The sequence below is a fragment of the Sphingomonas aracearum genome (assembly GCF_003345355.1).
GTDB classification, from domain to species: domain Bacteria; phylum Pseudomonadota; class Alphaproteobacteria; order Sphingomonadales; family Sphingomonadaceae; genus Sphingomonas; species Sphingomonas aracearum.
On record NZ_QQNB01000002.1, the window covers coordinates 1,069,636 to 1,083,668 of the forward strand.

Below are 14,033 nucleotides of genomic sequence, written 5' to 3' on the forward strand. Positions count from 1 at the left end.
TATTCAGGATGTCGCGCGCAGAGTGATGGAGTTCCTCCTCAATCTGGACGTCGCGCAATTTCGGCGCCAGCGGTCCGAACTGAGAAACGCCATTGCGGAGCTCAACAATCGATGGACCCAAGAGCGTAGCAAGCTCGCGGAGGCTGCAGCTAGGATCGGCCGAATTCGAGGTCTGCCGCAGCAACCAAACGCAGAGTTCGCGCTGCAGCCGGAAATAGACCTGCAGCTCTTCCATGAGGGCGAATGGGTCCGGCTTTCAACGCTTGTCGCCGAAATAGACGAGCGCATCGCAGAGCTGGAAGCGGCGCAGCTGGAAACGGTCGACAATGTCGCACCGCAGATTGAAACCCGAATCAAGCTCCTGCGTGAGCAGATAGATACCGAGACAGCAGTTCTCGAAACCGTTCGCAGCGAACATGCATCCGAGGTTCAGGAGAGCCAAGCTCTCACCGCAAGAGTTCGAGGGCTCGAAGTCGACCTTCGCCGGAACCAGGACGCCCAAAAGTTACAGCGGCTCGGGTCGGAACTAGGCAAGGCATCGTCCGAGCACATCTGCCCGACCTGCCATCAAGACGTCAGCAACGAGCTGCTTCCCACGGTCGATGCGGTGGGCATGGCGCTCTGCGCCGGCCCACAGCAGAGACGATGCGCGCCCGCGCAGTTCCGCCAATCAACCAATACTGACAGGCCGCTTTCGGGATCAAGCTTAAGGCCATTTAATGGCTGAGATGGGGCGCATAGCTGCCGACCAACCGAATCCGAACGAAGGGCCGCTTACATCGACTTGGCGCTCCAAAGCGGTGATTGTAAGCCACCAGAAAGCATTCAGTCTGACCACCAGTGATCAGCGTCAGATTGGCCTACCGATCAGATGCACAGTGCATCCGCCCCCAAGCGGCTGTACCTCGTACGCCACGCGCCGCCTGCTCAAGCCGGAGCCGCGATACCAATCGATTGCAGGACAGGTTCGACTATCTTCCGTTCGGCATTCGGCTGGCCCATTTGGCCATACGAGCCACCGCCGATCCAGTGTCGCCGACCGCTTGAACCAGCGTCGGCCATCCGGCTGTTCGACAACTACCGCGAAGGCGCCGGCATGGACATCCACAAGCCGCAGCATCGCGGCTAACAGGCTGGCGCGGAAACGCTCGGCCACCCAATGGACGAGCGCCATCGACATAGGCGCACTGGCGACGACCGGCGTCATCATAAAACGCGGCATCAGCAGCGAAGCGGCGTAGCGATCCGCCTCGCGCTCGGCTCCGCCGACGCTGGCCGGATCGGACTGACCGGCGGCATGGCACACCAGTCGCTGGCCGCGATGATGATGCCAGTGCCCGAGCTCATGCGCGACCGAGAAGCGCTGCCGCGCCGGACTGGCACCAGCGTCGACAGTGATGATCGCCTTGTTGCCGACGCCGAGGATCCGCGCATCGCCGCACGGCAGCGGGCGATAGCCGACGACCGCCCCCGACAAGCAGGCAATCACCTCGACATCGATCTCGGCAGGTTCGGTGATGCCGAGATCGAGCAGCAGCTGTTCAGCAGGGTCCGGCGGCAGCATCAGTCGGTGGACGTGTCCCTCGACCGCTCCAGTTCGACCAGATCGTCCAGCAGCGCGTCGAGGTCATCGGGCGACGCACCGCGTGCCGCGAGGGTCAGCGGCATGTCGGCACTCTCCGCCATCATGGCGGCCAACCTTGCCTCCGCCTGAGCCCGATCGAACGGCACGACGACGGGATCGTCAGCCTGACGATCGAGCATCGCCCGGATTTCCCGCAGTTGCGCCTTCTTGACCATCAGCGCGGCTCGGTCGATCTCGGCACGCAGGCTGTCGATGTCGTTGCTGGCTTCGAGGAGGTCGTCGAGGCGGCGAAGGCGCAGCAGGTCGTCATCGGGATTGGTCATGGCAGGCTCCTGTTCTGCACGGCCTTGTCCAGCCGACGCCGCAGTTTCTTGTGCAAGGAGGCTAGCCCCGTCGTCGTGAGCCCGAGCTGCTTCTGCAGCGCTTGCCCCTTCACGCCGTCCATCACGGCATCGAGCATCGCCACCAGCTGCGGATCGTCGCCGAGTTCCGCCCTAATTGCCGCCAGCGTGCGCCGGTAGTGCAGGGCGTCATGCCCGACCTGCTCGGGCGACGGTGCCAGTGAGACGGCATCGATGCCGCCGTCCCCGAAGGCGCCGACCAGCACCGGCCGGTTGCCCTCGGCTTCCGCCTCGCGCTCCGCCGACACCATGCTGCGCATGATGCCGATGATGACGTCGACGATGTCCATGCCCACCCTGCATTTGCGCTGCCCATTGAGCAGGCGAACATAGGCTTGCTGGCGCAGGTCGGCCGCAAGGATACGCTGATCGCGCGCCAGATAGTGCGACCGCGTTTCCAGCCGGCGCAGCTCGGCGTCGGTCAGCGCGACGAGCAGCGCGTGGACCTGGGCCGGGCTGTGGTAGATCGCCGCGGACGATGGCGGGACAGACGAGATGGAGACCTCCAATCATAAAAGCCGACGAGCGTCGCTTCTCGGACATCAAGGTGGAAAATTTCTTTCACCTGTCCGAATCCGACAGCTGGTCGGCATTATGGTTTGAGGACTTTTCATTCACCAGGCAACGCAGCTGCCAAACCGCTGGTCGCCACGGTGCTGCCGGGTGTTACGGCGCCGAACTACGCTCCATCATTGCCGCGTGAGGATCGCGCCGTCCGTGAGCATCGCACCGACGATAGCGGTGGCGTGCCGGGAAAGAAGGCGGATCGAGCGGTGGTCGGCGAACTGCCGGCGTAGCAACCGCACCGCCCGAAGTGGCGGCATCAGGTAGAGATTGGCTGGCAGATCCCACCGCGCGGCCAGATCGCCCAGCACCGACGCGAGCGCAGCATCGAAATGGGTCGGGTCAGGTGGCGCCAACTCGACGACCCGGAACCGGGATCGCAACGCCGTCGGGATTGGATCGATGGTGTTGGCGCAGGCGACCCAGTTGACCGCGCTGAGGTCGCACGCACCAAGCAGGCACGGGTCCGGCCAGCGCTTCGCCGACCCGGGCTCGATCATCGACAATAGCGCGTGGTGCGGGCGGCCATGCTGCGCCGAGCCGCCCGCCTTATCGATCTCGTCGACGACGAGCAGCGGGTTCGCGCACCGGGTGGCGGCGATCGTCACCACCGGCCAGGCGGGCTGGGCATTGCTCCAGCCACGCGCGGTGCCCGACAGCTGGCGATCGTCGGAGGCGTTGCCGAGTTCCAGTACCGCGCTCGGCAGGTGCAGGGCGTCGGCGAGGCGGCGGGCGAGCCAAGATTTGCCGACGCCCGGCAAGCCGACCAGCAGCACCGGCTCGAACTGGACCCAGGGCCGGCCGAGCGCGAGCTGGAGCCGCACCCCGCGTGCGACATCGGCAACCAGCGCGGCCGCCCACGGCATCGCCGCCGCCACCGCGTCGAGCGCCGGGAACCCGCCTTTCGCGTCTGGCCGCATCGCGGTCGCGCCGGCCAGCGGCAGCGGCTCGGTCAGCGCCGACCAGCGTTCGGTCAGCGGCATCTCGAAGCGCATCGCCTCGATCGTGCTGCGCTCGGGTTCGATCCGCTCGCATACCTGTAGGCGGGTGACGGTTTCGAAGGTCGGGCGGGACGGCAACGCCTTCGGGACAATCTGGTCGATGATGTCGGCGTTGTCCATCATCGCGCATCACCGTCGTCGGGGTTCCCCTCGTGGTGGTCCGCCGAGGGATCGTGCCGGTCGCCCCTGACGACAACACGGAACGTAACGCTCGGCGCCTCTTCCAGCGGCATGAACCCGGTCGCGTGGTCGGGACAGCGGGTCGCGTAGTAGCCGTCGGGCGTGCGTCGGAGCTGGGCGTCGGCGCCACACAACTCGCAGCTGCGCTCCGATGCGGCCCGTGCAGCATCAATGACGGCATAGGCGTCGGCGCTGCCGTGATCGACATGGATCCGCAGGCTGCCGAACTTTTCCTTAGCCAGCGTGATTTGGATCGTCGGATCGAGCGCGTGCAGCCGCTCTACCGCATCGTGCAGGATCGGTCGCCACCCCGCAGGGATGGCGGCGAGCCAGGTCAGGTTGTACGTCATGGTCATCATCTCGCGTCTCCCGTTCATCGTCGGACCGGTCACGCGGCGAGCGGGTAGGTGTTGATGACCGCACGGCCGTCGAGGTCGACGCCGTGCGCGACCAGCCTGGCCATCCGGGCACCGGCGCGGGCGACGCCATCCTCGACGTCGGCGGGCTTGCGGTCGATCTGGATCAGCTCGCCCGGCGCCAGGCGGAAGTGGCCGCGGACGTGCGGCTGCGGCAGGATCACCGCGCGCGCGCCGGCCTTTGGCAGGTACAGGCTGCAGCCCGACTGGACATGGCAGATGCCGTTCCGCACCGCAGCGATCATCACCTCGGTCAGGCCATAGCCGGTCTCGGTGTCGCCGCAGGCGATGAAGATGATGTCTTTGCCCAACGCTTGTGCCATTTGCCCATGGTCGATCAGCGCCACGGCCTCTGCCGTGGTGACGCCCAGCGCCGCGACGGCAACGCCCGGCGCCAGCCGGTGCGTCATTATGAGCCGCCCGAACAGGTCGAGCGGCACCCGAACGGAACTGTCTCTGGCAGCGGGGGCGGACGGGTCAAAACAGGACGACATCGCAATACTTTCGGAAGCAGGACCACCGCCCGGACGGGTCGGATCAGGCTGCCCGTCCTTTCTTTGGCGAAGCAGCTTCGCGCTGCTGCCCCGCCTTGTCGGGCATGTTACCGCCCGTGATCATCACGGCCTTGTGCGGACACCGTGCCGTCACTGGTGTCGGCGCGCCCCTTCGGCCAAGCCGGCTGGTGTGCCCCAGCCCGGGCGGCATCCTCCACTTGCTCCCACAATCCTCGCCTGGGCGCCGGGTCACGTTGACCCGGGGCGTGTCCGGACTTCGAGGTGGCCGCGATGTCTGCGGTATCGGTCAGGCGATCGGCTGGTGCGCCTCGCATTTCCAGATGAACCTCGCTTCCTCGCCGTACGTCAGCCCCCCGAACGTCTGGCAGAACGCCCGCGGCGTCTCGCGGTCGATCATCCACACCGACTGCGCGCAGGACGCGCAGGCCGGCCAGCTGTGAAGGGGGTCGGAGACCGGCACGTCGGCAAGGAACTCCTTTATCTTCATTTCTTCCATGTCGGTCACGTCCAGGCTCCTTGCCGAGGTAACGATCATGTTGGGCCGGCGCGACGTTCGTGGTCGTCAACTCACCTGTGGCAATCGGCGGTTCCGCAACCTGGCTGGCGAACAGGTCGGCAAGCGCCGCCTGCACAACCGGATCGGCCATTCGCTGCTCCAGTTCGCGCCTTTCCAGCACGGGCAGGCCAGTGGTGTCGGCGACAAACAGCCCGGTGTCGTCGCGTTGTACCGTCTTGGCCTTGCGCCTCACCGACGCCAGAGCCTTGTCGACCATGAGCAGTGCGATCGCGTGCGCTGCCTGTTCAGCCTTCGCCTGCTCGGCATCCGCCGTCGCAGCACTGCGGATCGCGGCTGCGAGGTCCGGGTCGGCGGCGGTCGTCACCAGATCTTCATGGCCCGCCGGCCTGGCGGCGAGCGGCTCCTCGATTGCCGGCATTCGCAGGCGGGCCTGTTCGACATCGGTTCGGACCCGCCTGATGGTGTCGCCCGCGTGGACCGCGGCGGCATCGAGGCGTTTGATGACGTCGGCACGGTTATCGGCTCGGGCGAGTTCGTCCATCGGAAGTCGGATATGCGTCGCGGCGAGATGGAGGCGGCTGTGCATGGCGCGCTGGGTGGACACCAGGCGCCGATCGGCCATCGCTGTCGAACGATCAACGATGTGATAGGCCCGTTCGAGCGCCGCCCTGACCTTGCCGCGACGTTCGGCCGGCATGATGCGCTCGGCTGCGTCTTGGCTGAGCGCGATGGACGCCGCGGCAAGGCGGCGCGTCACCTTCCGGCGTGCCGCCTCCAGCCGGTCCGCGGCATCGAGCAGCGTCTGCCGCACCCACCGCGTATCTGGTGCGCGCACGACGTGCAGCTGGTCATCGCGCGCCTGACAAAAGGTCCGGTCTACGGGTACCTGCTGCCCGCAAGTCGCTCGCTGGAAGGCGCACTCAATCACCTTCGGGATCGTCGGGCGGCGCTAGACGCAATCCTGGACATCTTCTTCGGCTCAGACGATTGGCGATCGGCCAGTATCGATCCTGTCTGGTTGGGCATAAACATGCCTCTCACCGAAAATGCCGATCCCATCATTCGACGCGCGGCCAAGCAGATCATTCGGAGCCATGGCGAGCTTGAGGGGCACCTCTCCGCGATCGACGTCACCGGGATGATGCAGAAGATCGCCGCCAAGCTCCGAAGCGATGCCTTTCTGGCTCGCACCGCGACGCCGCGAACCACCAATGTCGAGGCCAAGAGCTATGCCACCGATTGGTACGGCCTGCCGGCGCTAGCCGCCGCCAGCGTCGCCGTTCGCCGCCTGATCCAAGCCGAACAACAGTTGCCGGCGATGATCGACGCGGTGAACGGCGAAAAAGCGGGCGCGGTATCGGACTATCACTACCGCGAGGTCCGGAAGAAGCCGCTTCTGATGATCCACAGCCTTCAGCCACGCGACAATCCGGCCGTGACAGGCCCGGTAGCGGCTTTCGGGGTCAGCTTCCCGCCCGGCCACTACGACAAGGAAATCGAGGTGGTCGCCAACAAGGTCTGGCTCGAAGCGATGCAGGGCACGCCGGACGATCCGGACGAGGATGAGGATTACGATGCCTGAGTCGACACCGTGGGACGACATCGCCGTACCGGATACCGACTTTAACGTCCGCCAAGTGGGCGGCCAGCGCGCCGTCCCCTGCAACTGGGGCCGCAACAGCGACGGCGAATGCCTCTTCCTAATCGATCTGCAGGGCGACCACACCTCGCAGTACCGGCGAAACGTCGCGACTGTGAAAGGCATCGGCGTCGATCTGCGGTCGGCCGGTCCGGGACTGCAGCGGCTTGTGCTGACCCTCGAACGGCATGTTGACCGTGACCTGTTCGCCGGACTCTGCCGTACGCTGTCCGCTTCGCTCGCGGACGCGCCGGATTCGGCGAGCGCGCTTGGCATAGCCCTGACCCATATCCGCCGGTGGAAGCACTTCCTGTCGGGCCGGGGCTCGCACCTATCCCCTGAGGAGGTGCGCGGGCTGTTCGCGGAGCTTCAGTTCCTGAGCGAACTTATCGGCCGGCAGGGCGCGGCCGTGGCCGTGGAGGCTTGGCTCGGCCCCGAGCGGTCCCATCAGGATTTCATATTCGGCAACACGGCTGTCGAGGTCAAATCCCTCTCCGGCGCGGAGCGGAACAGCGTCCGGATATCGTCGGAGGACCAGCTGGAGTCCCTGAACGACCGGCTGTTCCTGAGGATCTACCGGCTCAGCAGCGGGTCCGGCGGGCCCCAACTACTGTCGCTCAACGGGATGGTCGGCCGGGTGCAGGGTCTGATCAGCGATCCGGACGCAGCCGACGCGTTCGAGCGCAGGCTGGTAACGCACGGCTACGCGCCGCTGCCGGAATATGACGAGCCGGCCTTCGTCGTCAGTGAAAAGACCACCTATGACGTGCGCGAGGGCTTTCCGAGGATGACCCGTTCGGGACTGCCCGACGGAATCATGAAGGTCGGCTACGAGATAAAGCTTGAAGCCATCGCGGATTACGAGTGCGATGAGGGCAACGCTCTGGAGGGGGCATGACGGAGCAGACCACTGAAGAGTTTTTCCACGACTTCCGGCAGGAGATGCTCGCCGAAGCCGACAGCACGTTTCAGCTGGAGGCGTTCATGGAGATCGTCTCCGGCGAGCTGATCGAGACTGGATTCATCGAGGGATTCGAGCACTGCCCGTTCAAGGCCCCGCGCGGCATGCGGGTGGACGGGTACTGGTTCAACGACGAGGGCGCAGTAGACATTTTCATCGCGGACTTCGACTGCCGGCGCGATCTGCAGACCCTGACCAAGACGGAGATGGACGCCGCGTTCAGGCGCGGCGTCAACTTCTTCGAGGCAAGCCTCAAGGGGGCGCTCGAACCGGACGTGACAACGCCTGAGTACGGGCTGGTCCGCCAGCTTATGGACCGGCGCCCGCTGCTCCAGCAGGTCAATTTCTTCCTTGTTTCGGAACGGGTCCTGAGCGACCGGATTCAGGCGCTCCCGGACAACGAGGTCAGCGGCATCCGGGCCACCTATCATATCTGGGATATCGCACGCTTTCAGCGCCAGCGCAGCTCGCGCGGGCACAAGGAGGCGCTTGATATCGATTTCATGAAGGTGTTCGGCCACGGCATCAAATGCCTGCCGGCCAATCTCGGCTCTGACTCGTACCAGTCCTATCTGATCGTCATGCCGGCAACAGTTCTGGCGAAGCTCTATCAGGAATACAGCGCCCGCCTGCTGGAGCAGAATGTCCGCACGTTCCTGCAGGCCCGGGCGCAGGTCAACAAGGGCATCCGCGCCACGATTATGAACGAGCCGCGGATGTTCTTCGCCTACAATAACGGCATCACCGCGACGGCGCAGGGCGTCGAAACCGTGCTGACGGACGGCGGTCTCGAAATCCGCCGGCTGACGGACCTGCAGATCGTCAATGGCGGGCAGACCACGGCATCGCTGTTTCACACGCAGCGCAAGGACAAGGCCGACCTCTCCGACATCTTCGTGCAGATGAAGCTGTCAGTGATCGACAGCGAACAGAGCGAGATGGTCGTGCCCCGCATCTCGGAATACGCCAACACACAGAACCGGGTGAACGCGGCCGACTTCTTCTCCAACCATCCCTTCCACGTCCGCATGGCGGAGTTCTCGCGCCGCATCTGGGCGCCCGCGCTGCAGGGCACGCAGCGCGAAACCAAGTGGTTCTACGAGCGCGCGCGGGGGCAGTATATCGACGCACAGTCCAAGCTCAGCCAAGCCGAGCAGAAGCGCTTCAAGGCGGAATACCCCAAAACGCAGATGTTCACCAAGACCGATCTCGCCAAATTCGAGAACGTCTTCGATGATCATCCGAGGTGGGTGAATCTCGGCAGTCAGAAGAACTTCGCCCGCTACGCGGCGCGGATCGGCAAGGAGTGGGACAAGTCGGCCGACAGCTTCAACGAGTTCTACTACAAGCGGGCGATTGCGCGGGGTATCCTGTTTCGGGCAACTGAGAAACTTGTATCGGCGCAGCCTTGGTACAATGGCGGGTACAGGGCCAACATCGTGGCCTACACACTTTCAATGCTGGGGAAGATCGCCGCCGACCGCAAGCTGTCGGTCGACTATCAGCGCATCTGGAACGCGCAGGCCGTGGACGAAACGCTGTCCGGCGCCCTGGCCGTAATCGCAAAAGCGGTCAGTGACGACATCACGCAGCCGCCCGCCGGCATCTCCAACATCTCGGAATGGTGCAAGAAGGAAGGCTGCTGGGGCCGCCTCTCCGAGCGGTCGTCACACATCGCCGACCTGCTGGACGACGCGTTCTGGTCCGGGCTGATCAGCGCGGACAACAACCGTGAGGAAGCGAAAACCGCGCGGCAGACCCAGAAGATCGACAACGGGATCGAGGCTCAGAGAAGGGTCTTTGACACGCCCGCCGCGCACTGGTCAAAGATCCTGCGTGAGGCGGGGCTGCGCAAACTTCTAACTCCCAAGGACATCGGCATCCTGAAGATCGCGGAGCAGATACCGGCGAAAGTCCCGACGGAGCGGCAGAGCGCGGTACTGGTTCAACTTCTCGACAGGGCGCAGCAGGAAGGTATTCTTCTGGATTGAGACTGCCTTGCGCTGATTGCGACGGCGGTCCGGAATAGCACAGCTAAGGTGGTATTTTGCTCTTGCAGTCTTTGCCGACGTTCCTCGGCCCGTCTCTTTCGGTCAGATAAACTTCAGCTCCGTGGAATGGAAATTCTCCAATGATTCGAGTGCCCATCTTCGGCCTGTGAGGGGCACCATTTCTCCTGCGGGCGCGCATCGCGTGTCCGGCAGGCGTTTCAGGTTGAGGCGGCATCGTCCCGCGGCTCGTAATGGGTCACCCACTTCGGATAGCCCTCCGCCGTCATTTCGATGTCGGGATGGGCGATCGGGTCGGTTCCCGTCTCCACCCAACCCGCTCCCAGGCACCGGTCGCAGATGGCGCGCTTGCAGCGGAAGCTCACGAGATCGATTTCCGTGTTCCATTCGCCGTGGCCGCGGCAAACCGGGCAGCGGGCGTCCAGTTCGCCCTTGCGCGGTTGCAGCGGCACGATGTCGAAGGCATGCGGGCTGTCCGGCCCGTCGCAGAAGACGATGTTGCTGGCATGGCTCATGCGGGACGGAACGAACGAGGCGGCTCGGGTGTCCTTCACCTGGCGACCGGCAGCACGCCGGAACAGGAGGTGGAACCATGGAGATCATCAGGTTGCCCCAGGGCGAGCAGGCGCCGGACGAGGTCGATTGCATCAGCATCGAACAGCAGGACAATGGCCGGTTCGAGTTGACCGGCACGGCGCTGATCGCCTGCGGGGACAGCAACGAGGCCGAGTCGGTCGCCCTGGTCAGCCTGCCGCCTTATGAAAGCTATGCCGCGGCGGAGGAGGCCGGCCTCGCCTGGGCGGCGCAACAGTGCGTGGAGCGGCTCTACATCACCCGGATCGCGTTCGAGGTGCCGCAGGAGCGCTGAACGCGGCTCAGCGGCGCACCGTCACAGCCATCGAGCACAACCGGTCGGCGCCGGGCGCAATCTCGAACACGCCCGGCTTGTCGCGGAAATCGCCGGCATAGCCCTGCGGGTCGGCGATGCCATGCCATGGCTCCACGCAGACGAAACGGGCGCCGGGCTTGCTCCAGATGCCGAGGCGCGGCGTATCCGGAAAGTCGATTTGCAGCGCCGGCCCCTCGGGCGCGGCATAGACCACCGACCGGGAGGCCACCGGATCCCAGATCAGCGCATCGCTGGCGAACACATCATCGTCGAGGTGCAGCACACGGCCGTCGAGCGGCGACGGGCGCTCGCCGGGCAGGATGGTACCGTCCGGGGCCAGCGGCTTGAGGCCGGCGGGCTCGTCTCTCGCGAAGCGGACGCAATGCGCCTCGCGCGCGCCGCCACCGGGCAGCGGCCAGGCAAAGGCGGGATGCCAGCCGAAGCTGGCCGGCAGCGGCCCGCCCCCGCGGTTTTCGATCCGCGCCGTCATGTGCAGCGTGGCGCCCTCCAGCGCGTAGGTCATCTCCAGGAGAAAGGCGAACGGGTAGACGGCGCGCGTCTCCTCGTCGTCCGCCAGGCGCAGAACAAGGCGGCTTTCCTCGTGCGCGGCCACCTCGAACAAGCGGCGTCGCGCAAAGCCGTGCCGCTCGAGGCGATATTCGCCGCCGTCCACTCGCAGCGTGTTCCCCGCGAGCGCGCCGACGATCGGGAAAAGGATCGGCGCATGGCCGGTCCAATAGGCCGGGTCGGCGTCCGTCATCCATTCCGCCCCGTCCGGCGTGCGGAGATGGGTCAGCTCCGCACCGAACGGGTTGATCTCGGCGCGAAGCGCGTCGCTGGCGATGGGGAGAAGCTGGCTCATCCGCGCAAGGCCGCGCCCAGCCTGGCGGCGGCCGCCACCACCTTGTCCGCGACGGCCTTCAACTCCGCTTCCACGAACGCCTTTTCGCCCGGCTGCAGCACCACTTCCACCGCCATGGACGTCTCGCCGCCCTTGGCGAACACATCGAACACGCGCGCGCCGGTGATCGCCGCCTTGTCCGCGCCGCGTACCGCGCGCACCAGCGCGTCGGCGGCGAGATCGGCGGGCACCAGGAAGGCGAAGTCGCGCCTCACCGCCTGCAAGGCCGGCGGCGCGAAGGCAGGCCGGGCGAACCCGCTGCCCCGCCTGGCCGGCAGCGCATCGAGGTACAGTTCCACCGCGGCGACCGCCCCGTCGAGATCGAACGCCTTGAGCGTGGAGGGATGCACCGCACCGAAGGTCGCCAGCACCGTCTTCGGGCCGAGCCGGAGCGTGCCCGACTGGCCGGGGTGGAAGGCGGCCCCCGCCTGCCCCATCACCTGCAGATTGTCTACCGGCGCCCCGGCGGCGGCGAGCAGGGCGAGCGCCTCCGCCTTCGCATCATAGGCGTCGAAAGGAGCGGCCTTGCCCTCGCGCCAGCCACGCGAACGGCGATCGCCGGCCAGCACCAGCGCCAGGGTCGGCCGCTCGCCTTCCGCAAGATACCGGCGGCCGATCTCGAACAACCGCACCGCCCCCGCCCCGCGGCGCAGGTTGCGCTCGGCCGCGGCCAGGAGCCCGGGCAGCAGCGAGGGGCGCATCACCCTCAGGTCCTCGCTGATCGGATTGGCGAGGCTCCAGGCGCCGCCGCCGAACGCATCGGCCTGCGCCTCGGGCAGGAAGCTCCACGTCACCGCCTCGTCCAGCCCGCGCGCGGCGGCGGCGCGACGCACGCGGCGCTCCAGCTTCTGCTCCGGCGTGGCGGTGGGGCGGGCGACGCCGGGCGCGCGCGGCAGCGGCACGGGGGCCACCTTGTCGATTCCTTCGATGCGGATGACCTCCTCGACCAGATCGGCCGGGCCGTCCACGTCGCGGCGCCAGGTCGGCGGGGTGACCTGCCAGTCGTCCGACACCGCAAAGCCCAGGCTCTCGAGGATCGCGCGCTGCCGCTCCGCCGCGACCGGCAGCCCGCCCAGCGTCCCGGCGAGCGCCGGATCGTAGGCGTAGCTGCGGGTTCCCAGCGGCGGCGTGCCCGCGCGCGTTACCGGCGAGGCGGTGCCGCCGCAGATATGCTGCACCAGCATGGTGGCGATGGCGAGGCCCTCGTCCAGGAAAGCGGGATCGACGCCGCGTTCGAAGCGCGAGCGCGCGTCGCTGGTGAGGCTCAGCGCCTGGCCGGTACGGGCGATCGTGTCGGGATCGAAGAACGCGCATTCGATGATGACGTCCGTCGTCTCGGCCGAAACGCCCGAATGTTCGCCGCCCATGATGCCGGCGATGTCGTGCACGCCCGCGTCGTCGGCGATCACCGTCATGGCGGGCGTCAGCGTATAGGTGCGGCCATTGAGCGCGAGCACCTGCTCGCCGCCTTGGGCCTTGCGCGCGACGAGCCCGCCGGACAGCTTGCCCGCGTCATAGACGTGGAGCGGCCGGCCGAGATCGATCGACACATAGTTGGTGATGTCGACCAGCGCCGAAATCGGCTTCTGCCCTACCGCGGTCAGCGCACGCCGCATCCAGTCAGGCGATTCCCCGTTGGTAAGGCCACGCACGGCCTGCGCGTAGAAGGCGGGGCAGCCTTCCGCATCCTCGATCCGGATGTGGGGGGCCGCGCCCTCGCCCGGCTGCTCCTCGGTGCCCAGCAGCGGCTTCAGCGTGCCGAGCCCCGCCGCGGCAAGATCGCGCGCGATGCCGCGCACGCCCATGCAATCCTGCCGGTTGGGCGTGATCGACACGTCAATGACGGGATCGTTCAGCCCGGCATAGTCCGGGAAGGGCGTGCCGACCGGTGCGTCCTCGGGCAGCTCGATGATCCCGTCATGATCCTCGCCCAGCTCCAGCTCGCGCGTGGAGCACATCATGCCGTTGGACTCGATGCCGCGGATCGCCGAGACCTTCAGTTCCATGCCGTTGGCCGGCACCTTCGCGCCCGGCAGGCCGAGCACACCGACCAGCCCCGCGCGGGCGTTGGGCGCGCCACACACGACTTGCAGCGTCTGCGATCCGGTATCGACCGACAGCACCTGCAGCTTGTCCGCCTGCGGATGGCGCTCGGCCGTCAGCACGCGCGCGACGGTGAAGCCGGCCAGCTTGTCGGCGGGGTTCTCGACGCCTTCCACCTCAAGCCCCACACGGGTGAGGCCGAGCACGATCGCTTCCAGGTCGGCCTGGGTGTCGAGATGTTCCTTGAGCCAGGAAAGGGTGAACTTCATGATCTCGCTTCCGTCTCTTTCCGTCATCCCGGCGCAGGCCGGGATCCATGGACGCGATCGGCCGGAGGAGATCGCTCGCGCCTGCAACTATGGTCACCCGGTCCATGGATCCCGGCGGGCGCCGGGAGGACGGACCGGGCTGA

The 14,033-nt window shown here is 66.4% G+C and carries 15 protein-coding genes; 5 read left to right on the forward strand and 10 right to left on the reverse strand.

Annotation, left to right across the window (positions count from 1 at the left end):
• Nucleotides 1–22: 22 nt before the first annotated feature.
• Complete coding sequence (locus DVW87_RS17835; RefSeq protein WP_147276268.1) at nucleotides 23–727, forward strand: hypothetical protein; 705 nt, start codon at nucleotides 23–25, stop codon at nucleotides 725–727.
• Between the two features lie 123 nt (nucleotides 728–850).
• Here DVW87_RS17835 and DVW87_RS12350 read toward each other — a convergent pair whose 3' ends face one another.
• The 7 genes from DVW87_RS12350 to DVW87_RS12380 all read right to left on the reverse strand — a co-directional run bounded on the left by DVW87_RS12350 (nucleotide 851) and on the right by DVW87_RS12380 (nucleotide 5,167).
• Nucleotides 851–1,564 (reverse strand): ImmA/IrrE family metallo-endopeptidase, encoded by a 714-nt coding sequence (locus tag DVW87_RS12350; protein WP_114688036.1) that lies wholly within the window; start codon nucleotides 1,562–1,564, stop codon nucleotides 851–853.
• The gene (locus DVW87_RS12355) at nucleotides 1,564–1,908 is read right to left on the reverse strand and encodes a hypothetical protein (protein WP_114688037.1); all 345 of its coding nucleotides are present in this window, start codon (nucleotides 1,906–1,908) and stop codon (nucleotides 1,564–1,566) included. The genes DVW87_RS12350 and DVW87_RS12355 overlap by 1 nt, the downstream gene beginning before the upstream one ends.
• Entirely contained in the window at nucleotides 1,905–2,495 is a 591-nt protein-coding gene (locus tag DVW87_RS12360) for a hypothetical protein (protein ID WP_114688038.1), read from the reverse strand. Before DVW87_RS12360 ends, DVW87_RS12355 begins: the two co-directional genes overlap by 4 nt.
• A 180-nt stretch (nucleotides 2,496–2,675) precedes the next feature.
• Nucleotides 2,676–3,674: an AAA family ATPase gene (locus tag DVW87_RS12365; protein WP_114688039.1), complete on the reverse strand. Its 999-nt coding sequence runs from the start codon at nucleotides 3,672–3,674 to the stop codon at nucleotides 2,676–2,678.
• Nucleotides 3,671–4,090, reverse strand: coding sequence for a hypothetical protein (locus DVW87_RS12370; RefSeq protein ID WP_147276269.1), 420 nt, complete (start codon nucleotides 4,088–4,090; stop codon nucleotides 3,671–3,673). Before DVW87_RS12370 ends, DVW87_RS12365 begins: the two co-directional genes overlap by 4 nt.
• Nucleotides 4,091–4,119: 29 nt before the next feature.
• On the reverse strand, nucleotides 4,120–4,557 hold the full coding sequence (locus DVW87_RS12375) for a hypothetical protein (protein WP_114688041.1): 438 nt from the start codon (nucleotides 4,555–4,557) through the stop codon (nucleotides 4,120–4,122).
• A gap of 391 nt (nucleotides 4,558–4,948) precedes the next feature.
• Nucleotides 4,949–5,167 (reverse strand): hypothetical protein, encoded by a 219-nt coding sequence (locus DVW87_RS12380; protein ID WP_147276270.1) that lies wholly within the window; start codon nucleotides 5,165–5,167, stop codon nucleotides 4,949–4,951.
• On the opposite strand from DVW87_RS12380, the gene DVW87_RS18335 reads away from it, so the two are divergent.
• From DVW87_RS18335 to DVW87_RS12395, 3 genes are read left to right on the forward strand one after another with little or no spacing between them, the layout of a single operon-like run.
• Nucleotides 5,157–6,761, forward strand: a complete 1,605-nt coding sequence (locus DVW87_RS18335) for a hypothetical protein (protein WP_239017871.1) — start codon at nucleotides 5,157–5,159, stop codon at nucleotides 6,759–6,761. The two genes, DVW87_RS12380 and DVW87_RS18335, sit on opposite strands and share 11 nt — an antisense overlap.
• Nucleotides 6,754–7,716 (forward strand): PD-(D/E)XK motif protein, encoded by a 963-nt coding sequence (locus DVW87_RS12390; RefSeq protein WP_114688043.1) that lies wholly within the window; start codon nucleotides 6,754–6,756, stop codon nucleotides 7,714–7,716. Before DVW87_RS18335 ends, DVW87_RS12390 begins: the two co-directional genes overlap by 8 nt.
• Nucleotides 7,713–9,770, forward strand: a complete 2,058-nt coding sequence (locus DVW87_RS12395) for an AIPR family protein (RefSeq protein ID WP_114688044.1) — start codon at nucleotides 7,713–7,715, stop codon at nucleotides 9,768–9,770. The genes DVW87_RS12390 and DVW87_RS12395 overlap by 4 nt, the downstream gene beginning before the upstream one ends.
• A 218-nt stretch (nucleotides 9,771–9,988) precedes the next feature.
• Here the strand turns inward: DVW87_RS12395 and DVW87_RS12400 are convergent, their stop codons facing one another.
• Nucleotides 9,989–10,342, reverse strand: coding sequence for a hypothetical protein (locus tag DVW87_RS12400; protein ID WP_239017872.1), 354 nt, complete (start codon nucleotides 10,340–10,342; stop codon nucleotides 9,989–9,991).
• Nucleotides 10,343–10,380: 38 nt separating this feature from the next.
• Here DVW87_RS12400 and DVW87_RS12405 point away from each other — a divergent pair, with 38 nt between their 5' ends.
• Nucleotides 10,381–10,656, forward strand: a complete 276-nt coding sequence (locus DVW87_RS12405) for a hypothetical protein (protein ID WP_114688046.1) — start codon at nucleotides 10,381–10,383, stop codon at nucleotides 10,654–10,656.
• 7 nt (nucleotides 10,657–10,663) lie between these two features.
• Here DVW87_RS12405 and DVW87_RS12410 read toward each other — a convergent pair whose 3' ends face one another.
• Both DVW87_RS12410 and pheT read right to left on the reverse strand, forming a co-directional pair.
• Complete coding sequence (locus DVW87_RS12410; protein ID WP_114688047.1) at nucleotides 10,664–11,539, reverse strand: aldose 1-epimerase family protein; 876 nt, start codon at nucleotides 11,537–11,539, stop codon at nucleotides 10,664–10,666.
• A complete protein-coding gene (gene pheT / locus DVW87_RS12415; protein WP_114688224.1) occupies nucleotides 11,536–13,890 on the reverse strand; it encodes a phenylalanine--tRNA ligase subunit beta in 2,355 nt (784 codons plus the stop codon). Before pheT ends, DVW87_RS12410 begins: the two co-directional genes overlap by 4 nt.
• Between the last annotated feature and the right edge of the window lie 143 nt (nucleotides 13,891–14,033).

Excerpts from the sequence above, each read along its gene's own strand:
- DVW87_RS12390 (WP_114688043.1), top strand. The coding sequence starts at position 6,754 with ATGCCTGAGTCGACACCGTGGGACGACATCGCCGTACCGGATACCGAC.
- DVW87_RS12355 (WP_114688037.1), bottom strand. The coding sequence starts at position 1,908 with ATGACCAATCCCGATGACGACCTGCTGCGCCTTCGCCGCCTCGACGAC.
- DVW87_RS18335 (WP_239017871.1), top strand. The coding sequence starts at position 5,157 with ATGTCGGTCACGTCCAGGCTCCTTGCCGAGGTAACGATCATGTTGGGC.
- DVW87_RS12405 (WP_114688046.1), top strand. The coding sequence starts at position 10,381 with ATGGAGATCATCAGGTTGCCCCAGGGCGAGCAGGCGCCGGACGAGGTC.
- DVW87_RS12370 (WP_147276269.1), bottom strand. The coding sequence starts at position 4,090 with ATGATGACCATGACGTACAACCTGACCTGGCTCGCCGCCATCCCTGCG.
- DVW87_RS12395 (WP_114688044.1), top strand. The coding sequence starts at position 7,713 with ATGACGGAGCAGACCACTGAAGAGTTTTTCCACGACTTCCGGCAGGAG.
- DVW87_RS12350 (WP_114688036.1), bottom strand. The coding sequence starts at position 1,564 with ATGCTGCCGCCGGACCCTGCTGAACAGCTGCTGCTCGATCTCGGCATC.
- DVW87_RS12365 (WP_114688039.1), bottom strand. The coding sequence starts at position 3,674 with ATGATGGACAACGCCGACATCATCGACCAGATTGTCCCGAAGGCGTTG.
- DVW87_RS12375 (WP_114688041.1), bottom strand. The coding sequence starts at position 4,557 with ATGACGCACCGGCTGGCGCCGGGCGTTGCCGTCGCGGCGCTGGGCGTC.
- DVW87_RS12410 (WP_114688047.1), bottom strand. The coding sequence starts at position 11,539 with ATGAGCCAGCTTCTCCCCATCGCCAGCGACGCGCTTCGCGCCGAGATC.
- pheT (WP_114688224.1), bottom strand. The coding sequence starts at position 13,890 with ATGAAGTTCACCCTTTCCTGGCTCAAGGAACATCTCGACACCCAGGCC.